The following is a 23,331-nucleotide window of genomic DNA, read 5'->3' as shown; positions in this document are numbered from 1 at the left end:
CCGGACGTTAGGCTGCGTTCCGGACGTTCCGCTTCCGGAAATGGTGACCGTGTCCCCCGATGTGAGTCCCACGGCCCGCGCGCTGCTGGCCTTGGAGGTCCTCCAGAACAGTCCCGGCATCACCGCCGACCGCCTGGGGGACAAGCTCGGCGTGTCCGAGCGCGCCGCCCGCCGGTACGTCGGCATCCTGCGCGAGGCCGGGGTCCCGATCGAGTCCGAGCGCGGCCCGTACGGCGGCTACCGGGTGGGGCGGGGCCTGCGCCCGGCGCCGCTGATGTTCACCGCGGCGGAGGCGTTGGCGCTGGTCATGGCCGTGCTCGACGGCCACCACGACGCCGCCGACCCGACCGACCCGGTGGGCAGCGCGCTGGGCAAGCTCATCCACGCCCTGCCCGAGCCGGTGGCCGCGCAGGCCCAGGAGGTGCGGCGGACGACGTCCCCGGCCCCCGACCGGTCCGCCGCCCGACCCGCGCCGGAAACCACCGCCGCGCTCGTGCGGGCGTGCTCGGACCAGCGGAGCGTCCGCCTGGACTACCGCTCGGAGTCCGGTTCCGAGTGGGTGGCCGACGTCGACCCGTGGGCGGTCGTCGTCCGCCACGGCCGCTGGTACCTGCTGTGCCGTTCGCACCGTTCCGACGACCGCCGCGCCTACCGCGTGGACCGAGTCCGCGCGGTGACCGTCTTGGAGGAAACCTTCGCCCCACCCGCCGGCCTGGACCCGGTGGCAGAACTCGAAGACCACCTGGCCGTCGGCTGGGAGTACGAGGTCGAGGTGCTGATCGACGCGCCCCTGTCCCGGGTCGCCCCGTGCGTGCCACGCATCCTGGGCCGGCTGTCCGAGAGGGACGCGTCGACCACGCTCCTCGTGGGCAGCACCAGCAACCCGACCTGGTACGCCGAACAACTGGCGGCCGTGCCCGCGGCGTTCCGCGTGGTGCGCTGCCCCGAACTGCGCGCCGCAGTCAAGGACCTCGGCCGCCGCCTCCTGGAGAGCTGCGACTAGACCCGCTCGACCACCACGACCGGGATCAGCCGCTCGGTCTTCGCCTGGTACTCCCCGAACATGGGCGAGATCTCGTTCAGCGCCGCGTACAGCCGGTCCCGCTCGGCCCGGTCCTCGACCGGGGTCGCGACCGCCTCGAACGTCTCCTCGCCCACCTCGACGGCGACCTTCGGGGTCGCGACCAGGTTGTGGTACCAGGCCGGGTGCTTCGACGCGCCCGCGTAGGAAGCGGCCACCACGTACCGCTCACCGTCGCGCGCGAAGGCCAACGGCGTCACGCGTTGGATGCCGGTCCGCGCGCCCACGGTGGTGAGCAGCAGCAGGTTGCCCCCGGGCCTGCCCTGACGTGCTCTCGGGATCAAAAGCGGGCGAAGGCCGGCTAGTCCGGCGTCCCTGTCAGGTAGCGCTGGAGCGTGGGCCCGATCCACTCCACCAACTCGTCCCGCTCCATGGCCACCACCGGCGGCAACCGCAGCACATACCGCGTGAACGCGATCCCCAACACCTGCGTCGCAATCAACCCGGCCCTCGTCCCCACCCGATCCGGGGCGATCGCCGCGACCACCGGCCCCAACTGGGTCGCGAAAATCTTCCGCATCCGCTCAACCGCCGCCGCATTGGTCACGGCCGCCCGCAGCAGCGCCATCAACGTCTCGTCGCCGTCCCACCGGTCCACCACGTGCCCGGCGAGCCTTCTGCCGACCTCTTCCCTCGCCATCCCGGCCACATCCGGCAACCGCAGGTCGAACTCGGCCGCCGCCGCGAACAACTTCTCCTTGTTCCCGAAGTAGCGCATGACCATCGACGGGTCGATCCCGGCGTCCGCCGCGATGGCCCGGATGGTGGCCCTCTCGTAACCGTCCTCGGCGAAGCGCTCGCGGGCCGCGACGAGGATCGCCTCCTTGGTCGCGTCCGAGCGGCGGGGCTTGGCAGTGGTCATGCCAACGAGTGTAGGCCAACAAGTGTTGACATCGCCATCGCGTGCTCGGTACCTTCATGCCAACACGCGTTGGCAAACAAGCGTTGACCCGCAGGAGGAGTCATGGCCGAGGTGATCGTGGTCGGAGCCGGTCCCACCGGGCTGCTGCTCGCCGGGGACCTGGCGGAGGCCGGTGTCGAGGTGCTCGTCCTCGAACGCCGGGACGGGCGGATCTCGAACCTGTCCCGGGCGTTCGGTGTGCACGCCCGCTCGCTGGAGCAACTGGACGCACGCGGCCTGGCCGACCGGCTGGTGCCCACCGGCGCGGCGCTCGACCAGGTCCGGCTGTTCGGCGGGGTGGAGCTGGACCTCGGGATCCTGCCGAGCCGGTTCCCCTACCTGCTCATCACGCCCCAGTACAACGTCGAGGACCTGCTGCGCGAACGGGCGCTCAAGGCGGGCGCGGAGATCGTGCACAACGCCGAGGTCAAGGGCCTCGACCAGGACGCCGACGGGGTCACCGTCACCACCGCCGACCAGACCTACCGCGCCGCCTACGTGGTCGGGGCCGACGGGTTCCACAGCTCGGTCCGGGCCGCGATCGGGCAGCCGTTCCCCGGCCGCTCCGTCCTCAAGTCGATCATGCTGGCGGACGTGAAGGTGGCCGAGGAGCCCGCCGAGCTGCTGACCGTCAACGGCGTCGGCGACGCGTTCGCGTTCATCGCGCCCTTCGGGGACGGCTACTACCGGGTGTTCGCCTGGGACCGCCGCCGCGCCGTGCCCGATGGCGAGCCGCTGACCCTCGACGAGGTCCGGGACGTCGCCAAGCGCGCGCTGGGCACCGACTTCGGCATGCACGACGCCCGCTGGCTGTCGCGCTTCCACAGCGACGAGCGGCAGGTGCCGGAGTACCGGGTGGGTCGGGTGTTCCTGGCCGGCGACGCGGCGCACGTCCACTCGCCGGCGGGTGGTCAGGGCATGAACACCGGGCTCCAGGACGCGGCGAACCTGAGCTGGAAGCTCGCCGCCGTGCTGCGCGGCGCGCCCGACCGGCTCCTGGACACCTACCAGGCCGAACGCCACCCGGTCGGGCGCGCGGTGCTGCGCAGCAGCGGGGGCATCATCCGGGCCGCGATGATCAAGTCGTGGGTGGGTCGGCTGGTCCGGGGCGCGGTCGCGCGGCTGGCGCTGTCGGTGCCGGCCATCACCCGCAAGGCGACCGGGCAGCTCAGCGGGGTGGGCTACACCTACCCCCGGCCCGCCGGCGCGCACGAACTGGTCGGCACCCGCGCCGCGGACGTCGAGGTCGGTGGCCGCCGCCTGTACGAGGCGCTGCGCGGCCAGCGGTTCGTGCTGGTGGGGGACGCGGACGTGACCGGGTGGGAGGACCGCGTCGAGGTCGTCCCGGGCAACGGCGGGCCGCTCGTGCTCGTCCGCCCCGACGGCTACGTCGGGTGGGCCGGCACCGACCCCGCCGACCTCCGCCGGGCGCTGGCCGAACTGGTGGGATCCCGTTGATCCGGGGTACCCGGAGTGTCCGAAGTGGATGCCGACGGTGACGAGGAGGACGTGCCGTGGAACGGGAGAGCACCCAGCACGGTCCGGCGGTGGACGACGAGCTGAAGCACGAGGTGGAGGACCAGTTGCGGGCCGGCGGTCCCACCCACGCCGAGGAGTTCCGCGACCCGGAGATGCCCGACGCGGAGGAGTCCGCGGATTTGGGCCTCGACCAGGGCCGGCGGGAGCCGCCGACCGCCTAGCGGTCCCGGCTCTGGTCGATCGCGACCGAGCCGAGGACCTCGTCGAACGACCCGTAGACGCCGTCGGGGATCGAGCGCAGCGCGTGCACCGTGTCCTCGTCGGCGTTGTTGCGGGAAGCGTGGTCGGCCAGTTGCGCCTTGTCCGCCGGGTACCGGACGTCGTGCAGGGCGGTGCGCAGCCGGTCGACGGTGGTGGTGTCGCTCATGCCGCCCGACTACCCGGACGGGGTCGGCGTAAACGGGACGCGACCGGGCACCCCGATGGCATGGACGTCGACGTGAGGGACAACCTGCGGCGGTTCGTGCTCGACCGGCTGGCCGAGGACGAGCGGCGGCTGGCCGAGGGCGGGTCGACCGTGTTGGACGAGGCCGAGGGCCGCGGCCGGCTGCGCATCGTGCGCGCCGACGAGGGCGGGGGCCTGCTCCTGCTCCCCGGACCGTTCGAGGACGACCACGCGCCCGTCCCGTTCGCGGAGAAGGCGGCACTCCTGCGCGACGAGTTGGAGGCCGGCGCGGACGACGCGACTCTGCGCCTGCTCGCCACCGCCTACGACTCCCACCACGCCTGGCAGGAGGAGTGGCGCCCGCAGCTCGGCTAGCCGCTCGTGGTGGTCGGCTCAGGAGGCTTCCGGTCGGGTGTCGCCCAGCACCGCCGCGGCGGCCGTCGCGGGGTCCGGTCGGACCGTCACCAGGGCGTCCACCTCGGTCGCGGCCAGCGGGCGCAGGACCGTGGGCTGGGCGGCGGCGATCCCCATCGGCACGCCGAGGCGCCGGGCGTGGTGCTCGGCCTCCACCAGCATCGAAATGCCGGTCGACCCGAAGAACACCACCCCGCGCAGGTCGATCACGAGCACCGTGGGCCGGGTGTCCAGCAGTCGCGACACCTCAGCGCGCAGTCGCGGTGAGGTGGCCATGTCCACTTCGCCGACCACTTCGAGGACGACGACGCCGTCGGACTCGGTGGTCGTGACCCGCAGCGCCCGGCCGAGTTCGGGTTCCGTCATCGCCCAAGTCTCCTGAGGCACTGGTGACGCCTTCACGTCCACTTCGAACGTACGACCGCCGCGACGATCCGACAAGCGGACCGCACGCGATTCGCCCTTACGCTCTCCGCGACGACTCGGCTTCACGCCGTCCGCGACGACCCCGTTCACGCCGTCCGCGACAACTCGGACGCGTTGTAGGTGCGCAGCCGCACCGTGAGGTCTCCGCCCCGGCGGGGCGCGTGCAGCGTCACCGGCTCACCGTGCAGGACGCCGGTCAGCCAGTTCGCGACCACGGCGGGCGGGGGCAGGACGTCGCCACCGAGCCGCGCCCGCACGACGAGGTCCTCCGCGCCCTGCGTCTCGACCGCCGCCGCCCACCCGTCCCGCTCGTCCCACAGGAGTGCGACGTCGCGGTCCGGGAACCCCGGCAGGTGGCCGTCCACCGCGATGTAAGCGTTCGCGGGCCACTCGGCCTGCACGAACGAGCACTCGCCGCTCAACCCCAACGCCGCCGTGACGCGCCGGACGTACTCGCGCAACGCCCTCGTCACCGCGTCCTCGAAGTCCAAACCCATAGCCACCGCCCTCATCCCAACCCAAACCCGGGCGCCGACTGCTTGACGCCTCGCCGACATACCCCGAACGGGTGAGCCGCCAAACCACACGTTTTCCTGTTCCGATCAAGAAGACCGGAAAACCGCAGGTACGCGGGCTGTGGACGGTGATCGCGAGCTTGGCCACAATGGGGTCCGCCTGGTCGAGCGCGCCGATCGCGTCCAGCGGCGAGGGCAGGTCGCCCACCGGTGTCACCGCCCCGGCGACGGGTCGTCGCCCTTCACCACCACGTTCGGGCCGAGCGCGTCGGCCGGCACGTGCTGGTAGGCCACCCACTTGCGGCCGTCGAAGACCCGCAACTCGCCGTCGTCCAGCCAGATGTCGTTGGGCGGCGGGTTCTGCGCTCACCCACCGGATTGGGCCGGCGCGTCGGTGGCGACCGGTGAACCCGCGACCTCCGTGGCCGCGCGGACGAACGCGGCGACCGCCGGAGCGCGCGAGTCCTGGGGCCACGCCACGCAGAGCGTGAACGGCGGCAGGTCGGTGACGGACCGGTAGGCCACGCCGACCACGTTCCGCTGAGCACGGCACGGCTCAGCGTCAGCTTCTGGTTCACGGCGACCTCCCGAGGTGCCGGCACCCGTGCTGTCGCTCCCGATCCCGGCAGTGGCACCCGACTCCACCCGTTCGAGTGAACTCGGCGGCAGCGCGGGCCAGGACGGACGGTGAGCGTCTGGTCACCTAAAGTCGCCGTGAACGTGGCGGGCGGTTCCGGGCAACACCAGATGTGAGGACGATGACCCAACACACGCCGGCGGGTGCGCAGGCGTCCGACGCGGACGACCGGCCGGACCTGTCCGGGCCGGGGCGCAGCCGGGTCTTCGGGCAGCTGTTCGACCGGCACGCCCGGCCGCTGCACCGCTACCTGGCCCGCCGCGTGGGGGACCTGGCCGACGACCTGGTCGGCGAGACCTTCCTGGTCGCCTACCAGACCCGGGACGGCTACGACCCGGAACGCGGCACCGCCCGCTCGTGGCTCTACGGCATCGCCACCAACCTGCTGCGCCGCCACGTGCGCCAGGAGGTGCGGGGCCTGGCCGCCGCCGCCCGCGCGGCGGGGTCCACCGCGGGCCAGGAGGACCACGGCAACCGGGTGGCCGACCAGGTCGACGCCGCCGCGCGCACCCGGCTGCTGGCGGGCGCGCTGGCCGAGCTGGACGCCGGTGACCGGGACGTCCTCCTGCTCACCAGCTGGGCCGGGCTGGACTCGAACGAGGTGGCCGAGGCGCTCGGCATCCCGGTCGGGACCGTCCGCTCCCGGCTGCACCGCGTGCGGCGCCGGTTGCGCGCCCACGCACCCGAGACCGACCACGCGAGGACCGGCGATGAGTGACGACAACATCCACCGCATCTGGACCGACGACGAGCTGGACGCCGCGCTGGACGCACTCAACGCCGACGTCGACAGCGACGAGAAGGTGCTGGCCCGTGCGCGGGCGGCGCTCATGCGGACCACCGAGGAAGGGGAGACCGAAGTGACCGAACCGGGGGAGACCAAGCAGGTGCGCTCGAAGCGGCGCTGGGTGTTCGGCGCGGCGGCCGTGGCCGTGCTGGTGGCGGCCGGGCTGGTCGTGCAGACCGTGTCGTTCGGCCGGGGCCGCGCGCCCGCCAGCGCCGAGGCCGCGGCGACGCTGGACCGGGCCGCCGCGCAGGCGATCGGCGCGGTGGACCCGCCGGTCGGGCCGGGCCAGTACCGGTACGTGGCGACGCACGCCTGGTGGATGGCCACCAGCGGGGACTTCTCCCGGCTGGCGGAGAACCTGCTGGAGACCTGGGCCCCGGCCGACGAGCAGGGCGAGTGGCTGCTGCGCCGCGATGTCACCGGCAACCAGCAGTGGGTCGTCGGCACCGAGGAGGCGGCCAAGGCCGCGGGCGTCCCGACCGAGGGCGGGTGGCCGGAGGGCGAGTGGCGCGCCAAGTGCGGCGGGTTCTTCGCCGACAAGGGCAAGGAGTGCGCGGACCGCGGCAGCTGGCAGCACCCGACCGCCGAGTGGCAGGCGAGCCTGCCCACCGACCCGGACGCCCTGTTCAAGCGGCTCAGCGACGACGCCCCGGACAACGACCGCGGTGACGCCGAACTGCTGGTCTACGCGGCGGACGCGCTGCGCAGCGGCCTGATCCGCAGCGACGTGCGGGCCAACATCTACAAGGCGCTGGCGAAGGTGCCCGGCCTCCAGGTGACCGAGAAGCAGGCCAACCTGGGCGGCCGGCTGGGCACCGCGCTGGGCATCGACGATGGCGACATGCGCCAGGACATCATCATCGACCCGGAGACCGGCCAGTTCATCGGTGAGCGCCAGGTGACCACGTCCGACATGGACCAGTTCAAGGCGGGCACGGTGCTGGAGTTCACCGCGGTCGAGACCGGGGTGGTCGACGCGATCGGGGTCAAGCCCCAGCGGTAAGGGCGGATGACTCGAAGGGCTCGTGCGGCTGTCGGGGGCGCACGGGTCCTTCTTCCGTGTGCGGCGGTGCCGAGGGCCGATCCGCCGGTGCCGGGAAGTACCGGAAGTCGTCACCTCCCTGGAATTGCGGACCGGGCGGAGTAAGAATGGCGCACCGCTCGTGAGAGCGCTCTCTCACGGCCGGTTCCGCCCCCAACTCACCGGTATAGGCAGGTCGATGACGATCATGGCCCCCTTCCCGCGACGCGCTCGGAGACCGGCGTTCGCCCTCGCCCTGGCCCTGGCCGCGGCAACCCTCGCCGCCCCCGCCACCGCCACGCCCGCCGCCCCCGGCACCGCGTCTGCCGCCGCGCTCGACGAGTCCGGTGGCCCGTCGCGATCGCAGGACCTCGGCGCGGACGTCCGGGTGTTCGACCCGAGCACGCCGGTCGCCGAGATCCAGGCCGCCGTCGACGCCACCCACGCCGCCCGCGTGGACGACGAGATGGGCACCCGCCGGCACGCGTTCCTGTTCAAACCGGGCACCTACGGCACCGCCGAGCAGCCCCTGCACATCAAGGTCGGCTACTACACCGAGATCACGGGCCTCGGCGCGTCGCCCACCGACGTCGTCGTCAACGGCGAGGTCGAGGTCTACAACCGCTGCCTCGCCGACGGCGGCACCGGCAACTGCCTCGCCCTGGTCAACTTCTGGCGCACCCTGTCCAACCTGACCGTCAACATCGACGCCAAGGGCCAGGACGGCTGCCGTTCGTCGGCGAACTTCTGGGCCGTCTCGCAGGCGGTCTCGGTGCGCCGCCTCAACGTCACCGGCGGCACGTTCTCGCTGATGGACTACTGCACCGGCCGGCCCCCAGTACGCCAGCGGCGGGTTCATCGCGGACTCCCGGCTGCCGCAGGTCGTCAACGGCTCCCAGCAGCAGTGGCTGACCCGGGACAGCGAGGTCGCCGGCTGGTCCAACGGCGTCTGGAACCAGGTCTTCGCCGGCGTGGTCGGCGCACCCGACGCCGCCACGTTCCCGACCCCGCCCTACACCACCCTCGACCGCACCCCGATCAGCCGCGAGAAGCCGTACCTGTTCGTCGAGAACGGCCGCTACCAGGTCCGCGTCCCGCAGGCCCGCCGCGACACCCGCGGCGTCTCGTGGGCCGACGGCCCCACGCCCGGCCGCACCGTCCCGCTGACCGACTTCTTCGTCGCCAAGCCGACCGACTCCGTCCGCGAGATCAACCGGCAACTGGCCCGCGGCAAGCACCTCCTGCTCACCCCCGGCGTGTACGACGTCGCGCGCAGCATCGAGGTCAAGCGCCCCGGCACGGTCGTGCTCGGCCTCGGCCACGCCACCCTCACCGCCGTCGCCGGCTCGACCCCGCTGGACGTCGCCGACGTGCCGGGCGTGGTCATCGCCGGCGTCACGGTCGACGCGGGCACCGAGGAATCGCCGGTGCTGCTGCGCGTGGGCCGCAAGAACACCCGCGGCTGGAGCGTCCCGGGCAACCCGACCACGCTGTCCGACGTGTACTTCCGCGTCGGCGGGCCGCACGTCGGCAAGACCGACACCGCGCTGGAGGTCAACAGCGACCACGTCCTGATCGACCACACGTGGGTGTGGCGCGGCGACCACGGCGTCGAGGGCTTCACCGACACCCAGCGCTGGCACACCAACACCGGCCGGACCGGCGTCGTCGTCAACGGCGACCACGTCACCGCGACCGGCCTGTTCGTCGAGCACTTCCAGCGGTACAACACGGTCTGGAACGGCGAACACGGCACCACCGTGCTGTACCAGAACGAACTGCCCTACGACCCGCCCACCCAGGCGGACTGGATGAACGGCCCCGTCGAGGGTTTCGCCGGCTACAAGGTCGGCGATCGCGTGAAGCACCACACCCTGCACGGCGGAGGTGTGTACGTGTTCAACCAGAACAACCCGTCGATCCACACCGAGAACGGCTTCGAGGTGCCGTCGACACCGGGCGTGCGGCTGCACCACATCATGACCGTCAACCTCAGCGCGGGCACGATCGACCACGTCGTCAACGGGCTCGGCGAGGCGGCGGACACCACTCGCGTCGGCGTGCCGGTGTACGTGGTGGAGTACCCCTGATCGACTGTTGGACGCTCGCGCTGTTTTCGGTCCTGAAACAGCGCGAGCGTCTGGCACCCGGGACATGTCCTCAGCCGACCCGCCACACGCGGATCGTGCTGTCGGTGCCGGCGGACACCAGGGTTCGGCCGTCGGCGCTGTAGGTGAGGTCGGTGATGCGGGCGGTGTGCCCGGTGAGCGAGTCCTTGAGGTTGCCGGTGGTGGCGTCGAGCAGTTGCACGTCGTTGCCGGCGCCGATGGCGAGGGTCCGGTGGTCGGGGCTGATCGCCAAGGGGCCGCCCGCGGTGCCGGTGTTGATCAGCTCGCCGGTGGCGACTTCCCACAGGTGCCCGACTTTCCCGTCGAAGTCGGTGGTGGCGAGGGTCTTGCCGTCGGTGCTGAAGGACACCGGTTGGCCGGTGCCGTCGAGGAGCCTGATCCGGCGGCCGGTGGCGGTGTCCCAGAGGCTGATCTTCTCGGTGTAGTGGCTGCTGGCGGCGATCGTCGTGCCGTCGGGGCTGAAGGTGGCGATGTAGCCGGCGTCCAAGGTGACGGTGTTCTTGCCGGTCGCGACGTCCCAGACCCGGACGGTTCGGTCGACGGCGGCGGTGAGGAGGAGGCGGCCGTCGCGGCTGAAGGACATGTCCTGGACGCCGTTGGTGTGGCCGGGGAGGGTGGCTTCTCCTTGGCCGTCGGCGGTGTTCCACAGGCGGACCGGGTTGTCGAACGGGTCGTTGCAGGCGCACGTGGAGGCGGTGGCGATCATCTTCCCGTCCTGGGTGAACGCCAGTTTCGGGCCGGTGGTGGTGCCTGCGAGGGTGGCTCGGGCGAGGCGGGCGGTCCGGTCCCACAGCACCGCCGCGCCGGTTTCGTTGCCCAGGGCGAGGGTGTTCGGGTCGGGGCTGAAGGCGAAGGAGTTCGCGTTGCCGGCGAGGTCGTCGACCTGTTGGCCGGTCTGGATGTCGTAGAGGCGGACGCGTTCGCCTGCCGTGCTCGTGAAGCCGGCGATGGTCTTGGCGTCGGGGCTGAGCACGACCTTGTCGGCCGTGCCGGCGATGACGTGGGCCGCGCCTCTGGCTGTTTGGGTGCCGCCGGATTCGGTCTTGTCCCGGTTCAGCCACAGGACGCCGGTTGCGATCAGGGCCAGTGCGGTGATCAGGGCGGCGATCAGCCGGGCGCGGCGGGAGGTGAGGAGGCGGCGGAAGTCGAACTCGGGCCGGCGGGGTTTCGGTGTCGCGGCGGTGGGCTGGGCGGCTTCGGCGAACTGGGGCGGCTCGGGTTTGGGCCGGCGCGGCTTGGGCTGGGGCTGGCGCGGCTTGGGCTGGGGTTGGGGTGGCGCGGGCCGGGGTGGCGCGGGCCGGGGTGGCTCGGGCTCGGGTTTCGCGGTGGCTGGTTCGGTGGTTGTGGCGGTCGGTTCGGTCGGAGTCAGGAGGGCGGCCGCGGCGGTGGAGACTTGGCGGCTGTCGTCGTCGGCCAGGCGGCGGATCTCTTGCTCGGCGCGGGCTTTGACCATCTCGTTGCCGACGCGGCGGAGGTGTGCCAAGCCCTCCAGGGCGTTGAGGCGGTCGGTGGCGATGGGACTGGCCAACGCATTGGCCAGGTAGCTCGGCAGGGTCCAGTTGACGTTGCGGGCGATGATCGTGCGGCCCTGGACGTCGTCCTGCTTCTTCGGGCGTTGTTGGGGCATCTCCTCGACGACGCGGTCGTACGCGTAGCTGTACAGCTCGTCCACGGTGATGTCGCCGTCGCCGTCGAGGTCCGCGCTGCCGTCCCGCAGGCCGGCCACCAGGTACCGGGTGAAGACCGACTGCGCGGCCCGGCCCTGTGGCCGGTCGCCGGTCCCCTCGAAGGAGTACTGGGTGGCGTCGGACGCGGTGAGCACGGTGCGGCCGCGGCCTTGGAAGCGTTCGAGGGTGTGGACGGTCGGGTCGGCCTTCGTGCGGCGGCCGGCCGGGAACGCGCCGCTGTAGCAGCAGTCCAGCACGAGGATCTTCCGGCGGGACGCGCAGCCCTCCACGGCCAGGTCGACCTGCTCGGCGGGCAGGCCGGTGAACAGCAGGTTGTCGCGCATGGTGTTGGTCATCGCCAGGTACAGCCGACCCTCGTCGTCCTTGAGGCCGTGGCCGGTGAAGTAGAGCAGGGTGAGGTCGTCGCGGCGGCGGTCGCGGTAGAACTCGCCGATCGCGCGGCCCACCCGGTGCAGGGGCTCGTTGACCAGCGTGGTGACCTCGAAGCCGGCGATGGACGGGTCGGCCAGCACTTCGGCCAGGGTCTCGGCGTCGTGGGCGGGCGTGGTCAGGCGGCGGAGTCCGGCGTCCTCGTACTCGTAGGTGGCGATCAACAGCGCCAGTCGCCGGCTCACGGGGTCACCCCGAGTGGCGGCGCACGTAGGCGTCCACCAGCGCCTGTCGCTCCTCGGGGGACGCCTTCTCCAGCGCGATGGTGTCCCCGTCGATGGTGACCGACACCCGGTGCCGCGCGGACTGTCGGGCGAGCCAGTCCCGGACCGTCTCGATGACCAGCGGGAACACCCCGCCGGCGGCGCTCATCCCGACCACGACCGCACCCAGGGTGACCGCGTCGGCCCCCTTAGCGCCGTCGGGTGGCGGTCCGTCGGCGGCCAGCCGGGCGTCGACGTCGAGTGCGGCGACCTCGGCGCGCAGGCGGCGCGCGAGGTGGTCGGCGCTGTCCGGGTCGACGTCCGGGTCAGGTTCGACCACCAGCAGCACGACGCGTTCGTCCTCCGTGTCCATCGGCCCTCCCGTCGTTCGGGGTGGCAGGCCTACACCGGGGATGTCGTCGCGGACCGGCGGTCGTTACCGGTCGAAGGGGTCAGAAGATGGCGATGAGCAGCAGGATCACGGCGACGGCGATGGCGATCGGCACCACGGGGACCCGGCCGGGAGACCGGCGGAAGTGGCTGCGGACGGTGGTGCCGCGGAACCAGCTGTACGGCGTGCGGCGGTGGTGTCGGCGAACCCAGGGCATGGCTGCTCCACGGTCTCGGCGTCAGGGGGTTCTGCGACGATGGATTACCCGCGTGGCACCGGGTTCACGCGCTCAGGCAGGCCATCAGCTCCTCACGGCTGCCGACGCCGGTCTTGCGGTACACCGCTTTCAGGTGGTCGTGGACGGTGTGCGGGGCTCCCGTCCAGCGCCTCGGCGCTCATCACCATCCAGCCGCGCGGCGTCGGCACCCGGCTCACCGCCCGGCCGTGGCGCACGTGTGGCAGCGGGCGCGGGCGGAGGTGCCGCGGGCCCGGCTGGCCGCGGCGGCGGCGGCGGAGGTCGGCCGGCGCAGGGCGGAGGTTTGGCGGCGTGGGGCGGGGGTCGGGGGGCACTTCGCTGGGCGGGCATCGTCGTCGTGCTGGTCGCGGTCCTGACCGCGTGCGAGGGCACGGACAATGCGGACCGGGCGCACAAGTTCACCAACTGCATGCGCGACAACGGCGTGGACCTCGCGCCCCCGACGATGAGAAGCGATGGGACGGCGGTCATCGGCGCGTTCCCCGCCGACACCGACGCCGAGGTCCTCAACACGGCCCGGCTCACTTGTCAGGACCTGCACCCGGCCACCTACACCAACCGCGAAGACCCGCGCGCGGCGGAGGACGGCCGCAGGATTGCGGAGTGCCTGCGGACGAACGGCGTCCCGGGCGAGATCGACCTGACCGTCCCCGAACAGTTCCACCCGTTCGACCCGGCCCGCCGCAAGGCCAAGATCCTCTGCTCCGACCACCACACCTACTTCAAGCCCGGCGAGGACTGATGCCGTCCGCCACCGTCCTTTCAGGATGATCGCGCCGCCGGTCGACCCCGACGCGGAGTGTGTGCGGAACAGGTGTTGTGGGGGCAGTGCGCGTGAACTGGGGGTGACGAGTTCGAGCAGTCGCGATTCCTTTCCCGTCCGACTGTGGTCACATATGGCGTGACGCGCCGCCGCGAGTGATCCATACGCGATCAATTCAATGCCGTGCGTTGCGAAAATGTCGCAAATCGGTCGGGGGAACCGGGCTATGGGTCCGCCATTGCCGGGTATGACCAGGGACGGGGGATTGCCATGATCGACGAAATGGAACAGGGCACGGCGCTCGTCGCCGCCGGGTCCGCCGGTGACGAGATCTCCATCGGTGCTACCGACAGCCAGTACGAAGACCTCGTGCGCGGGGTCAACCAGCGGTGGGTCGGCGCGCCCGAGCGGGTGGTCGTCGTGCGCACGGCCGAGGACGTGCGGCGGGTGGTGCGCGAGGCGGTTCGGGACGGCAAGAAGATCAGCGTGCGCTCCGGCGGGCACTGCTTCGAGGACTTCGTCTACAACGCCGAGACGCAGGTCGTGATCGACATGACCGAGCTGGACGAGGTCTACTTCGACCGCAAGCACCGGGCGGTCGCGGTCGAGGCCGGCGCCACGATCCTGCGCATGTACGAGACCCTCTACAAGAAGTGGGGCGTCACCGTGCCGGCCGGGTTCTGCCCGACCGTCGGCATGGGCGGGTACGTCAGCGGCGGCGGGTGGGGCACGCTGGGGCGCAAGTTCGGCCTCGTCGTGGACCACCTTTACGGCGTGGAGGTCGTCACCGTCGACGCCTCCGGCAAGGCGCGCATCGTCGTCGCCACCCGCGACGAGGACGACCCCAACCGCGAGCTGTGGTGGGCGCACACCGGTGGTGGCGGCGGCAGCTTCGGCGTCGTCACCCGCTACCTCTTCCGCTCGCCCGGCGCGGAGGGCGACGACCCGCGCCACCTGCTGCCCCGCCCGCCGCGCGAGGTGATCCTGGCCGCGGTCGGCTGGTCGTGGGCGAGCATCGACCGGGCCGAGTTCGGCCGGCTGGCGCGCAACTACGCCCAGTGGCACCTGGACAACTTCGCGCCGGACAACCCGAACCGCGACATCGCCGCGTTCATGGGCCTCAACCACCGCGCCGCCGGTCAGATCGGACTGATCGCCCAGATCGACGCCGACGCGCCGGACGCGGAGGAGCGGCTGACCGAGTTCTTCCGGTTCATGAACGACGGCGTCAACGTCGAGCCGGAGGCCCTCACGGCGTCCGTCGGCGACCTCGGCGCCCTGCCGCAGTTCTTCTTCCAGCGCAGGCTGCCGTGGTTGCAGGCCACCAGGTTCTTCGGCATGGCCAACGTCCAGGTGACCGACCCGACCTTCCGCGCCGAGTACAAGTCGACGTTCATGGTCGGCAACTTCCCGGAGGGCCAGCTCGACGCCCTCCACCGGCACCTGACCCGGGACGACATCAACAACCCCAACGTCACGGTGCAGCTCACCCCGTACGGCGGCGAGATCGCCGCGCCCGCGCCCGACGACACCGCGTCGGTCCACCGCGGTGCGGCGTTCAAGATGCTGTACTCCGCGTACTGGACCGACCCGGCCGAGGACGACAAGCACATCGGCTGGGCGCGGGACGTCTACAGCGAGGTGTACGTCGAGACCGGCGGCGTGCCGGTGCCCAATGACGTCACCGACGGCTGCTACGTCAACTACGCCGACATCGACCTCAACGACCCGTCGCTGAACAAGTCGGACGTCCCGTGGCACGACCTGTACCACAAGGAGAACTACCCGCGGCTGCAGCAGGCCAAGCTGGCCTACGACCCGCTGAACGTGTTCCGCCACGGCCAGTCGGTGCGGCTGCCGGGGGCATGATCCGCAAGTGCACTCCGCACAACCGCAACACCGCACCACCCGCACAACGGCAACACCGCACAACCGCAACACCGCACAACCCGCGCACATGGACACACTGATACCCGCCGCCGGCACACGAGCCCGAGCACACGGGCGAGCACAGGAGCGCGAGCGCACGAGCCCGAGCACACGAGCACGACCGCACGAACGCGATCGCACGGGCCGGGCCGCTCGACGCCGGCGGCGGGTTCCCGGCTGCCCGCAGCCGCCCCCCAGACTCCGCCGCCCCCGAGACTCCGCCGCCCTCCAGACTCCGCCCCCAGAGTCCGCCACTCCCAGACTCCGCCGCCCACAGCCCGCACCCCGCGTTGAAGAAAGCGTCGAGCCGCAAGGAGCGTCATGGCATTGCAGATCGGCTACAAGGCGTCCGCCGAGCAGTTCGCACCGCGTGATCTCGTCGAGCACACGGTGCGAGCGGAGGAGGTGGGTCTGGACAGCGTGATGGTGTCCGACCACTTCCTGCCCTGGCGGCACAAGGGAGGGCACGCGCCGTTCGCCCTCTCGTGGATGGCGGCGGTGGGTGAGCGGACCTCGCGGGTGCGGATCGGCACCAGCGTGCTCACCCCGACCTTCCGCTACAACCCGGCGGTGATCGCGCAGGCGTTCGCGACGATGGGGCTGCTCTACCCGGAGCGGATCATCCTCGGCGTGGGCACCGGCGAAGCCCTCAACGAGATCGCCGTGTCCGGCCGGGAGTGGCCGGAGTTCAAGGAGCGGCTGGGTCGGCTGCGCGAGTCGATCACGCTGATCCGCCGGCTGTGGACCGAGGACAAGGTCGACCACCAGGGCGAGTACTACACCCTCGTCAACGCGAGCATCTACGACCGTCCCGAGCAGCCCGTCCCGATCTACGTCGCGGCGGGCGGCCCGCAGATGGCGAAGTTCACCGGGCGCATCGCGGACGGGTTCATCTGCACCTCGGGCAAGGGCATGGACCTGTACGAGGAGAAGCTGCTGCCCTCGCTCGCCGAGGGCGTCGCGGAGTCCGGCCGGGAGGCCGACCAGGTCGACCGCATGATCGAGATCAAGCTGTCCTACGACCGGGACCCGGTGGCGGCGCTGGAGAACGTCCGCTTCTGGGCCCCGCTCTCGCTCACCGCCGAGCAGAAGCACACCGTGGACAGTGCCGAGGAGATGGAGCGGCTCGCCGACGAGCTGCCCATCGAACAGGTGGCGCAGCGGTGGATCGTCGCCTCCACCCCCGAGCAGGCCCTCGCGGGCATCAAGCCCTATGTGGACGCCGGGCTCAACCACCTCGTCTTCCACGGACCCGGGCACGACCAGGAGCGGTTCCTCACCCAGTTCGCCGAGGACGTCGTCCCGCTCCTGCGCGAGCTGGGCTGATCAGGGCGCCTTCCCGCCGGGCGCACGGGCGTCCGGCGGGAACGGCAGTCTCGAAGAAGCACGCCGGCATTTAAGGCAGGCACGATCAGCGGGCCGGGGGCACCGTGCTGCCCCATCAGACCGGTGTCCCCCACTGGAGGCAAGCGATGACGATGACGGAAGGGGCCGCCGAGACCCTCGCGGCGACCAACGACATCCGCCCGATGACCGGCCGGGAGTACCTGGACTCGTTGCGCGACGGCCGAGAGGTCTACGTGTACGGGGAACGGGTGGACGACGTCACCAAGCACCCCGCGTTCCGCAACAGCGCCCGTTCCGTCGCCCAGCTCTACGACGCGCTGCACGCGCCCGAGGCCGAGGGCGTGCTGCGCGTGCCGACCGACACCGGCAACGGCGGCTTCACCCACCCCTTCTTCCAGGCCCCGCGCTCGGTGGACGACCTGGTCCGCTCCCGCGACGCCATCGCCGCCTGGCAGCGCATGGTGTACGGCTGGATGGGCCGCACCCCCGACTACCAGGCCGCGTACTTCGGCACCCTGATCGCGAACTCCGACTTCTACGGCCCGTTCAAGGACAACGCGCTGCGCTGGTACCGCGAGTCCCAGGAACGGGTGCTGTACTTCAACCACGCCCTGGTGCACCCGCCGATCGACCGCAGCAAGCCGGCCGACGAGATCGCCGACGTGTGCGTCCACGTGGAGCGGGAGACCGACGCCGGGTTGATCGTCTCCGGCGCGAAGGTCGTGGCGACCGGCTCCGCGCTGACCAACGCCAACTTCATCGCCCACTACGGACTCCCGGTCAAGGACAAGAAGTTCGGCCTGGTGTTCACCGTCCCGATGGACGCGCCGGGGCTGAAGCTGATCAGCCGGACGTCCTATGAGATGACGGCCGCGGTGATGGGCAGCCCGTTCGACTACCCCCTGTCGAGCCGGCTGGACGAGAACGACGCGATCATGGTCTTCGACAGCGTCCTCGTGCCGTGGGAGAACGTGTTCGTCTACGACGCCGACATCGCGAACATCTTCATGAACGCCTCCGGCTTCGCCGAGCGGTTCACCTTCCACGGCTGCACCCGGCTTGCGGTCAAGCTCGACTTCATCGCGGGCTGCGTGATGAAGGCCGTCGAACTCACCGGCACGTCCGGGTTCCGCGGCGTGCAGGCGCAGGTCGGCGAGATTCTGAGCTGGCGCGACCTGTTCTGGGGCATGTCCGACGCGATGGCCAAGTCGCCCGAGCAGTGGCTGGGCGGCATGGTGCAGCCCAACGCCAACTACGGGTTCGCGTACCGGATCTTCATGGGCATGGGCTACCCGCGCGTCAAGGAGATCGTCCAGCAGACCCTGGGCAGCGGCTTGATCTACCTCAACTCGCACGCCAACGACTGGCGCAACCCCGACGTGCGGCCGTACCTCGACCGGTACCTGCGCGGCTCGGACGGCGGCCTGGCGGTCGACCGGGTGAAGCTGATGAAGCTGCTGTGGGACGCCGTGGGCACCGAGTTCGGTGGCCGCCACGAGCTGTACGAGCGCAACTACTCCGGCGACAACGAGTCGATCCGCGTGCAGACCATGATGATGTACCAGGCCACCGGCCGCGCCGAGCCGTTGAAGGCGTTCGCCGACCAGTGCATGGCCGAGTACGACCTCGACGGCTGGACCCGGCCGGACCTGTTCGACGGCGACGACCTGCGCGTGGTGCGCGGCGACTGAGGGCGTGCGGCGGCGCTTCCTTTCGCCGCCAGGGGAAGTCTCAAGTTCCGACGGCGCGAGTTCCTGGATTGGATCGGTGACGCGATGCTGGCACTGGGATTGAGCGGTCATTTCGGCGGCGAGGACACCGACCTCGTGCCCGGACTGCCCGAGTCGTACTCGCACGACGCCGCGGCGTGCCTCGTCGCCGACGGCAAGCTCGTGGCCGCGGTGGAGGAGGAGCGCTTCAACCGCATCAAGAAGACCACCAAGTTCCCGGTGAACGCGGTGCGCGCCTGCCTGGAGATCGCGGGCGTGGGGCTCGACGAGGTCGACGTGGTCGGCTACTACTTCGACGAGGTCTTCAGCGACAACGCGCTCAACACGTGGTACGCGGCCATCCCGCAGATCCCGGTGCGCTCGGCGCGCCGGCTGATCCAGGACAAGCTCGCCGAGGGCCTCGGGGTCGAGGTGCCCGACGAGCGCGTCCGCTTCACCCGGCACCACGACGCGCACGCGTGGTCGTCGTTCCTGCGGTCCGGGATGGACCAGGCGCTGGTGGCGGTGCTCGACGGCCGCGGCGAGGAGGAGTCGGGCACGCTCTACCGCGCCGGCGCGGGCGACCTCGAACTGCTCGACACCCAGCCCGTGCACGCCTCGCTGGGCCTGTTCTACCAGGAGGCCATCAGCCTGGTGCGCTACGGCTTCGGCGACGAGTACAAGGTGATGGGCCTCGCGCCCTACGGCGACGCCAAGAAGTACCGCGAGGTCTTCGACAGCCTCTACACCCTGCACGACGAGGGGCGCTACGAGCTGACGCCGGGCACGCCGTGGCTGAACACCGTGGCGTCCCGGTTCCTCGCCGAGGGCTTCGCGCCGCGCCGCACCGGCGAGCCGGTCACCCAGCAGCACCAGGACTTCGCGGCCGGCGTGCAGGAGATGCTGGAGAACGTGGTCATGCACGTCCTGCGGCACTGGGCGAAGGTGACCGGCCTGCGCAAGTTCTGCTTCGGCGGCGGTGTCGCGCACAACAGCAGCCTCAACGGCCTGATCCTGCGGTCCGGCCTGTTCGACGAGGTCTTCGTGCACCCGGCCTCGCACGACGGCGGCGCGTCCGAGGGCGCGGCGCTGGCGGCGGCGCTCCAGGCGGGCTGGAACCGCACCACCCAGCCCCGGATGCGCACCGCGAGCCTCGGCCCGACCCTGGGCGACCGCGACGAGATCGCCGCGCGCCTCAAGGCGTGGGGCGACCAGGTGGAGGTCGAGCCGCACGAGGACATCGTGGAGGTCGCGGCGAACCTGATGGCCGAGGGCAAGGTGCTCGGCTGGGCGCACGGCCGCTCCGAGTTCGGCCCCCGCGCCCTGGGCAACCGCAGCATCCTGGCCGACGCCCGCCCGTCGGACAACCGCACCCGCATCAACGCGATGGTGAAGAAGCGGGAGAGCTTCCGCCCGTTCGCGCCCGCGGTCACCGCGGAGGCGGCGGACACCTACTTCGACCTCACCGACACCAAGGCCGACCACGACTTCATGTCGTTCGTGGTGTACGTGCACGAGGACCGGCGCGAGGAACTGGGCGCGACCACCCACGTCGACGGTTCCGCGCGCGTGCAGGTGGTCGAGGCGGAGAGCAACCCGCGGTTCCACCGGTTGATCCAGCGCTTCGGCGAGATCACCGGCACGCCGGTCCTGCTCAACACCTCGTTCAACAACAACGCCGAGCCCATCGTGCAGACGGTGGACGACGTCGTGACCAGCTACCTGACCACCGACCTGGACTACCTGGTGGTCGAGGACTTCCTGGTGCGCCGCCGTCCCGGCGCGGTGCTGGACGACCTGGTCGTGCGGTTCCGGCCGGTGACCCGGCTGCGCATGTCCTGGAACCACGTGGCCGGTCCCGACGCCGAGCACGAGATCTACCTCGACTACACCAAGGGTCCCCGGACCGTGGTCTCGGCGGAGGTGTTCGCGCTGCTGTCCGCTGTGGACGGTCGCCGGACGCTGTCCGAACTGGCCGGCGGCGAGGTGTCGGAAGAAGTGCGGAAGGTGTTCCACGACCTGTGGCAGGGCAGGCTGGTGGAACTGCTGCCGCGCGGGGACGTCTGACGATGTCCGTGTCCGACCGCGAACCCGACGTCCCGCCACCGGTCCACCTGGGCGTGCAGCGGCTGCTGGACACCGTGCGCCAGCAGGCGGAGCTGCCCTGGTTCGACGCCGCGGGGGAGTGGGACGACCCGCTGTTCGACGCGTGGCTGAGCTGCCTGGAGGCGGCGACGACGGTGGGCCGGGCGTTCTCCGCGCAGCACGCCCGGACCGGGTCGGACGAGCAGGCCCTGATCGACGAACTCCGCGGCGCGCTCTCCGCCACCAGGGCCGCCGCGGCGTCGATCCGCTACTCCCTGGTGGACACCACCGACCGCGAACGCCGAAGCTGACCCCTCGCACACCGAACCGGCCGGCGCCCACCACGCCGGCCGGTTCCCTTGTGCCGCTTGAACCGTCCGGGAACCGCCGTCCTCGTCACCGTCGGGGGCGGCGACGAGGGCGGCGGTGGTCGGTCAGGACGTGAAAGCCGTGGCCAGCTCGCGGATCACGTCGAGCCGGGTCGGGTCCTCGAAGCTGATCGCCAACTCCTGCACACCCACCGCCTCGTACGCCGCGATGCGCTCGCGGATCGTGTCCAGCGTGCCGATCAGCCCGTACTCGGCGAGGTCGCCGGGGTAGTTGTCCGGGGCCCACACCGGGATCGCGGCCCGGGCCTCGGCGTCGGTGTCGCGGATGATGCAGTGGGTGGTGGTGGTCTTCCAGATGCTGTCGTAGTCGCGGCCCACGTCCTCGCAGTGCTTGCGCAGGATGTCGAGCTTGCGCGCGATGCCCTCGGGCGCCTCGATCACGTTGCACTGGTCGGCGAACTCGGCGACGATCCGCAGCGTCACCTTCTCGCCGGACCCCGCGACCAGCAGCGGGATGTGCGGCGTCTGCACGCCCTTCGGCTGGTTGATCGCCGAGTTGACCTGGTAGTGCTTGCCCTCGAAGGTGGCTTCCTCCTCGGTCCACAGGGCGAGCACCACCTGGCAGGCCTCGCGCAGCCGGCGCAGCCGCTCACCGGTGGTGGGGTACTCGTAGCCGTAGCCGACGTAGTCCGCCTCGTACCACCCGCCGCCGATGCCGAACGTGAGCCGCCCGTTCGAGAGGACGTCCACAGTGGACGCCATCTTGGCCTGGAGCGCGGGGTTGCGGTAGTCGTTGCCGGTGACCATCGGTCCGAGCCGGACGTTCGTGGTCTCCCGGGCCAGCGCGGTCAGGGTCGACCAGACCTCGAAGAAGTTGGCCTGCGAGGCCGGGACGGTGTGGAAGTGGTCGGGCGCCCACAACGAGTGGTACCCGCTGTCGTCGGCGGCCTTCGCGATGGCGACGATGGTCTCGAACGCCTCCGCCGGATCCGGGATGCCCACCAGGTCCTGTCCGAAGCCGGTGGGGAGGAACAGGCTGTACTTCATCTCGCAGCCTCCTGTGGTGAGCGCACAGCGTGCGGACATCCGACCGGGAGAGGGCCGGGCGGCCCCCGGAAGATGAGACTCCCGGGTGGCCGCGGAGGAACCGCGATTTTCTTGCTCAGCCGGTGGTGGCGACCGGCTCGACGTCCGGGAGTCCGAACCGCGCCACCAGGCCGGGGTCGACGAACAGCACGATCTTCGCGATCCCGTCCGCCGCCAGCGTGAGCACCGAGACGCCGAAAGCCCGGCGCACCCCGTCCTCGCCCCGCCGGTACACGGCCGTGCCGGGCTGCCCGTTCGCCTCGATCGGCACCAGCCGCCATTCGCCGGGCGTGCCGATCGCGTGCCGGGCGACGAACGGCGCACAAGTCTGCTTGCCCGCGAACCAGGTCGCGCTGGGGACGGTTTCGAGGGTGGCGTCCGCGCGCAGCAGTCGTTCCAGCGCCGCGGCGTCGGAGTTCTCGAACGCCTTGATGTACTGGTCCAGCAGTGCCCGCAATTCCGGCTCGTCGGGTTCGGTGACCCGATCCATGTCGGCCGAAACCTCTTCCAGTCGAGCCCGCGCCCGTTGCAACATGCTCTTGACCGCAGGCGTCGTGGTGTCGAGCATTTCCGCGACCTCGCTGGCCGGGAACGCCAGAACGTCCCGCAGCAGCAACACGGCCCGCTGCCGACCGGGCAGGTACTGGAGGCTGGCCACCAACGCCAACCGCAGACTTTCCCGTTCCGCGACGATCACCGCGGGGTCACCGGATTCCCGCACCCCGTCGTGCCCCCGGGTGGTGGAGGTGGAGATCGGCTGGAGCCACAAAACCCCAGGACCAGCGGGCACTTGCGGCGTGTCGGGATCGTCGGCCGGCCCACCGAGCCCGGAGGGCAGCACCCGCCGGCTCCGCTGCTGCAACGCGGTCAAGCAGGCATTCGTCGCGATCCGGTACAACCACGCCCGAACGGACGAACGCCCTTCGAACCCGCTGTAGGAACGCCAGGCACGGAGGTACGTCTCCTGGACCACGTCCTCGGCGTCGTCCACCGAACCCAGCATCCGGTAGCAGTGCGCCAGCAGCTCGCCGCGGTAGCTCTCGGTGGAGCTGGCGAACTCGGTGTTGTCCGGCATTCCGTCTCCCGTGCGTGACCACCGACGCCAGTGGACCCCGGCGGCGACGCTGCGGTCGGCGGTCGAGCTGGACGACTCCTGGTAAGCACACGGTACCCGCGCGACGCCACAGCGCGAACACGACCCGTCAACACGCGCCGCACCAGGGATTCCACGTTCGGGCCACACGGGAGGATGCCGGCCGCATAGGCCAATCGGCCTACCAG

At 71.2% G+C, this 23,331-nt stretch carries 25 protein-coding genes; 13 read left to right on the top strand and 12 right to left on the bottom strand.

Features of this window, described 5'->3' with window-relative positions; genetic code table 11:
* Window positions 1-40: 40 nt before the first annotated feature.
* Complete coding sequence (locus RIN75_RS18580) at window positions 41-1,003, top strand: WYL domain-containing protein (protein WP_309113213.1); 963 nt, start codon at window positions 41-43, stop codon at window positions 1,001-1,003.
* Here RIN75_RS18580 and RIN75_RS18575 read toward each other — a convergent pair.
* Together RIN75_RS18575 and RIN75_RS18570 are read right to left on the bottom strand one after the other, a co-directional pair.
* Complete coding sequence (locus RIN75_RS18575) at window positions 1,000-1,365, bottom strand: nitroreductase family deazaflavin-dependent oxidoreductase (RefSeq protein WP_375295979.1); 366 nt, start codon at window positions 1,363-1,365, stop codon at window positions 1,000-1,002. The genes RIN75_RS18580 and RIN75_RS18575 overlap by 4 nt on opposite strands.
* Before the next feature lie 17 nt (window positions 1,366-1,382).
* The gene (locus tag RIN75_RS18570; protein ID WP_309113211.1) at window positions 1,383-1,943 is read right to left on the bottom strand and encodes a TetR family transcriptional regulator; all 561 of its coding nucleotides are present in this window, start codon (window positions 1,941-1,943) and stop codon (window positions 1,383-1,385) included.
* Window positions 1,944-2,045: 102 nt separating this feature from the next.
* On the opposite strand from RIN75_RS18570, the gene RIN75_RS18565 reads away from it, so the two are divergent.
* Together RIN75_RS18565 and RIN75_RS18560 are read left to right on the top strand one after the other, a co-directional pair.
* Window positions 2,046-3,440, top strand: a complete 1,395-nt coding sequence (locus RIN75_RS18565) for an FAD-dependent monooxygenase (RefSeq protein ID WP_309113210.1) — start codon at window positions 2,046-2,048, stop codon at window positions 3,438-3,440.
* Window positions 3,441-3,496: 56 nt separating this feature from the next.
* On the top strand, window positions 3,497-3,682 hold the full coding sequence (locus tag RIN75_RS18560; RefSeq protein WP_309113209.1) for a hypothetical protein: 186 nt from the start codon (window positions 3,497-3,499) through the stop codon (window positions 3,680-3,682).
* Here the strand turns inward: RIN75_RS18560 and RIN75_RS18555 are convergent.
* Window positions 3,679-3,888 carry a DUF2795 domain-containing protein gene (locus RIN75_RS18555; RefSeq protein WP_309113208.1) on the bottom strand — a complete coding sequence of 70 codons (210 nt, stop codon included), beginning with the start codon at window positions 3,886-3,888 and terminating at the stop codon, window positions 3,679-3,681. The two genes, RIN75_RS18560 and RIN75_RS18555, sit on opposite strands and share 4 nt — an antisense overlap.
* A gap of 60 nt (window positions 3,889-3,948) precedes the next feature.
* On the opposite strand from RIN75_RS18555, the gene RIN75_RS18550 reads away from it, so the two are divergent.
* Complete coding sequence (locus RIN75_RS18550; protein ID WP_309113207.1) at window positions 3,949-4,281, top strand: hypothetical protein; 333 nt, start codon at window positions 3,949-3,951, stop codon at window positions 4,279-4,281.
* 18 nt (window positions 4,282-4,299) lie between these two features.
* On the opposite strand, the gene RIN75_RS18545 is transcribed toward RIN75_RS18550, so the two are convergent.
* From RIN75_RS18545 to RIN75_RS18535, 3 genes are all read right to left on the bottom strand, one after another.
* Window positions 4,300-4,686: an STAS domain-containing protein gene (locus RIN75_RS18545; protein WP_309113206.1), complete on the bottom strand. Its 387-nt coding sequence runs from the start codon at window positions 4,684-4,686 to the stop codon at window positions 4,300-4,302.
* Between the two features lie 146 nt (window positions 4,687-4,832).
* A complete protein-coding gene (locus tag RIN75_RS18540) occupies window positions 4,833-5,243 on the bottom strand; it encodes a DUF6292 family protein (protein WP_309113340.1) in 411 nt (136 codons plus the stop codon).
* Window positions 5,244-5,627: 384 nt separating this feature from the next.
* Complete coding sequence (locus RIN75_RS18535) at window positions 5,628-5,786, bottom strand: hypothetical protein (protein ID WP_309113205.1); 159 nt, start codon at window positions 5,784-5,786, stop codon at window positions 5,628-5,630.
* A gap of 233 nt (window positions 5,787-6,019) precedes the next feature.
* On the opposite strand from RIN75_RS18535, the gene RIN75_RS18530 reads away from it, so the two are divergent.
* Window positions 6,020-6,616, top strand: coding sequence for a sigma-70 family RNA polymerase sigma factor (locus RIN75_RS18530; RefSeq protein WP_309113204.1), 597 nt, complete (start codon window positions 6,020-6,022; stop codon window positions 6,614-6,616).
* The gene (locus RIN75_RS18525; RefSeq protein ID WP_309113203.1) at window positions 6,609-7,688 is read left to right on the top strand and encodes a CU044_5270 family protein; all 1,080 of its coding nucleotides are present in this window, start codon (window positions 6,609-6,611) and stop codon (window positions 7,686-7,688) included. The genes RIN75_RS18530 and RIN75_RS18525 overlap by 8 nt, the downstream gene beginning before the upstream one ends.
* 633 nt (window positions 7,689-8,321) lie before the next feature.
* On the opposite strand, the gene RIN75_RS18520 is transcribed toward RIN75_RS18525, so the two are convergent.
* The gene (locus tag RIN75_RS18520) at window positions 8,322-8,498 is read right to left on the bottom strand and encodes a hypothetical protein (RefSeq protein WP_309113202.1); all 177 of its coding nucleotides are present in this window, start codon (window positions 8,496-8,498) and stop codon (window positions 8,322-8,324) included.
* A gap of 179 nt (window positions 8,499-8,677) precedes the next feature.
* Between RIN75_RS18520 and RIN75_RS18515 the strand changes: the two genes are divergently transcribed.
* The gene (locus RIN75_RS18515; RefSeq protein ID WP_309113201.1) at window positions 8,678-9,796 is read left to right on the top strand and encodes a hypothetical protein; all 1,119 of its coding nucleotides are present in this window, start codon (window positions 8,678-8,680) and stop codon (window positions 9,794-9,796) included.
* A 70-nt stretch (window positions 9,797-9,866) separates the two neighbouring features.
* Here the strand turns inward: RIN75_RS18515 and RIN75_RS18510 are convergent, their stop codons facing one another.
* From RIN75_RS18510 to RIN75_RS18500, 3 genes are all read right to left on the bottom strand, one after another.
* Window positions 9,867-12,137 carry a caspase family protein gene (locus RIN75_RS18510; RefSeq protein ID WP_309113200.1) on the bottom strand — a complete coding sequence of 757 codons (2,271 nt, stop codon included), beginning with the start codon at window positions 12,135-12,137 and terminating at the stop codon, window positions 9,867-9,869.
* 4 nt (window positions 12,138-12,141) lie between these two features.
* Window positions 12,142-12,528, bottom strand: coding sequence for a hypothetical protein (locus RIN75_RS18505; protein ID WP_309113199.1), 387 nt, complete (start codon window positions 12,526-12,528; stop codon window positions 12,142-12,144).
* Between the two features lie 79 nt (window positions 12,529-12,607).
* Entirely contained in the window at window positions 12,608-12,763 is a 156-nt protein-coding gene (locus tag RIN75_RS18500; RefSeq protein WP_309113198.1) for a hypothetical protein, read from the bottom strand.
* 376 nt (window positions 12,764-13,139) lie between these two features.
* Between RIN75_RS18500 and RIN75_RS18495 the strand changes: the two genes are divergently transcribed.
* The 6 genes from RIN75_RS18495 (at window position 13,140) to RIN75_RS18470 (ending at window position 20,946) form a co-directional block, all read left to right on the top strand.
* The gene (locus tag RIN75_RS18495; protein ID WP_309113197.1) at window positions 13,140-13,544 is read left to right on the top strand and encodes a hypothetical protein; all 405 of its coding nucleotides are present in this window, start codon (window positions 13,140-13,142) and stop codon (window positions 13,542-13,544) included.
* A gap of 291 nt (window positions 13,545-13,835) precedes the next feature.
* On the top strand, window positions 13,836-15,434 hold the full coding sequence (locus tag RIN75_RS18490) for an FAD-binding protein (RefSeq protein WP_309113196.1): 1,599 nt from the start codon (window positions 13,836-13,838) through the stop codon (window positions 15,432-15,434).
* Window positions 15,435-15,815: 381 nt separating this feature from the next.
* Window positions 15,816-16,820, top strand: a complete 1,005-nt coding sequence (fgd, locus tag RIN75_RS18485; RefSeq protein WP_309113195.1) for a glucose-6-phosphate dehydrogenase (coenzyme-F420) — start codon at window positions 15,816-15,818, stop codon at window positions 16,818-16,820.
* A 146-nt stretch (window positions 16,821-16,966) separates the two neighbouring features.
* Window positions 16,967-18,532, top strand: coding sequence for a 4-hydroxyphenylacetate 3-hydroxylase family protein (locus RIN75_RS18480; RefSeq protein WP_375295978.1), 1,566 nt, complete (start codon window positions 16,967-16,969; stop codon window positions 18,530-18,532).
* Window positions 18,533-18,616: 84 nt separating this feature from the next.
* The gene (locus tag RIN75_RS18475; protein ID WP_309113194.1) at window positions 18,617-20,617 is read left to right on the top strand and encodes a carbamoyltransferase C-terminal domain-containing protein; all 2,001 of its coding nucleotides are present in this window, start codon (window positions 18,617-18,619) and stop codon (window positions 20,615-20,617) included.
* Between the two features lie 2 nt (window positions 20,618-20,619).
* Window positions 20,620-20,946 carry a hypothetical protein gene (locus RIN75_RS18470; protein ID WP_309113193.1) on the top strand — a complete coding sequence of 109 codons (327 nt, stop codon included), beginning with the start codon at window positions 20,620-20,622 and terminating at the stop codon, window positions 20,944-20,946.
* 123 nt (window positions 20,947-21,069) lie between these two features.
* Here RIN75_RS18470 and RIN75_RS18465 read toward each other — a convergent pair whose 3' ends face one another.
* Together RIN75_RS18465 and RIN75_RS18460 are read right to left on the bottom strand one after the other, a co-directional pair.
* On the bottom strand, window positions 21,070-22,011 hold the full coding sequence (locus RIN75_RS18465; protein ID WP_309113192.1) for an LLM class F420-dependent oxidoreductase: 942 nt from the start codon (window positions 22,009-22,011) through the stop codon (window positions 21,070-21,072).
* Between the two features lie 115 nt (window positions 22,012-22,126).
* Window positions 22,127-23,125 carry a sigma-70 family RNA polymerase sigma factor gene (locus tag RIN75_RS18460; protein WP_309113191.1) on the bottom strand — a complete coding sequence of 333 codons (999 nt, stop codon included), beginning with the start codon at window positions 23,123-23,125 and terminating at the stop codon, window positions 22,127-22,129.
* Window positions 23,126-23,331: the final 206 nt, after the last annotated feature.

The organism is Saccharothrix sp., assembly GCF_031180885.1.
GTDB lineage: Bacteria > Actinomycetota > Actinomycetes > Mycobacteriales > Pseudonocardiaceae > Actinosynnema.
Note: the sequence above shows the minus strand (reverse complement) of the source record. Positions and strands in the feature narration are given on the sequence as shown.

Bases quoted from the DNA above. Each gene is read 5' to 3' on its own strand.
- RIN75_RS18475 (WP_309113194.1), top strand. From the start codon at position 18,617: ATGCTGGCACTGGGATTGAGCGGTCATTTCGGCGGCGAGGACACCGAC.
- RIN75_RS18570 (WP_309113211.1), bottom strand. From the start codon at position 1,943: ATGACCACTGCCAAGCCCCGCCGCTCGGACGCGACCAAGGAGGCGATC.
- RIN75_RS18490 (WP_309113196.1), top strand. From the start codon at position 13,836: ATGATCGACGAAATGGAACAGGGCACGGCGCTCGTCGCCGCCGGGTCC.
- RIN75_RS18540 (WP_309113340.1), bottom strand. From the start codon at position 5,243: ATGGGTTTGGACTTCGAGGACGCGGTGACGAGGGCGTTGCGCGAGTAC.
- RIN75_RS18465 (WP_309113192.1), bottom strand. From the start codon at position 22,011: ATGAAGTACAGCCTGTTCCTCCCCACCGGCTTCGGACAGGACCTGGTG.
- RIN75_RS18545 (WP_309113206.1), bottom strand. From the start codon at position 4,686: ATGACGGAACCCGAACTCGGCCGGGCGCTGCGGGTCACGACCACCGAG.
- RIN75_RS18500 (WP_309113198.1), bottom strand. From the start codon at position 12,763: ATGCCCTGGGTTCGCCGACACCACCGCCGCACGCCGTACAGCTGGTTC.
- RIN75_RS18555 (WP_309113208.1), bottom strand. From the start codon at position 3,888: ATGAGCGACACCACCACCGTCGACCGGCTGCGCACCGCCCTGCACGAC.
- RIN75_RS18530 (WP_309113204.1), top strand. From the start codon at position 6,020: ATGACCCAACACACGCCGGCGGGTGCGCAGGCGTCCGACGCGGACGAC.
- RIN75_RS18470 (WP_309113193.1), top strand. From the start codon at position 20,620: ATGTCCGTGTCCGACCGCGAACCCGACGTCCCGCCACCGGTCCACCTG.
- RIN75_RS18525 (WP_309113203.1), top strand. From the start codon at position 6,609: ATGAGTGACGACAACATCCACCGCATCTGGACCGACGACGAGCTGGAC.
- RIN75_RS18550 (WP_309113207.1), top strand. From the start codon at position 3,949: ATGGACGTCGACGTGAGGGACAACCTGCGGCGGTTCGTGCTCGACCGG.
- RIN75_RS18580 (WP_309113213.1), top strand. From the start codon at position 41: ATGGTGACCGTGTCCCCCGATGTGAGTCCCACGGCCCGCGCGCTGCTG.
- RIN75_RS18460 (WP_309113191.1), bottom strand. From the start codon at position 23,125: ATGCCGGACAACACCGAGTTCGCCAGCTCCACCGAGAGCTACCGCGGC.
- RIN75_RS18505 (WP_309113199.1), bottom strand. From the start codon at position 12,528: ATGGACACGGAGGACGAACGCGTCGTGCTGCTGGTGGTCGAACCTGAC.
- RIN75_RS18480 (WP_375295978.1), top strand. From the start codon at position 16,967: ATGACGATGACGGAAGGGGCCGCCGAGACCCTCGCGGCGACCAACGAC.
- RIN75_RS18565 (WP_309113210.1), top strand. From the start codon at position 2,046: ATGGCCGAGGTGATCGTGGTCGGAGCCGGTCCCACCGGGCTGCTGCTC.
- fgd (WP_309113195.1), top strand. From the start codon at position 15,816: ATGGCATTGCAGATCGGCTACAAGGCGTCCGCCGAGCAGTTCGCACCG.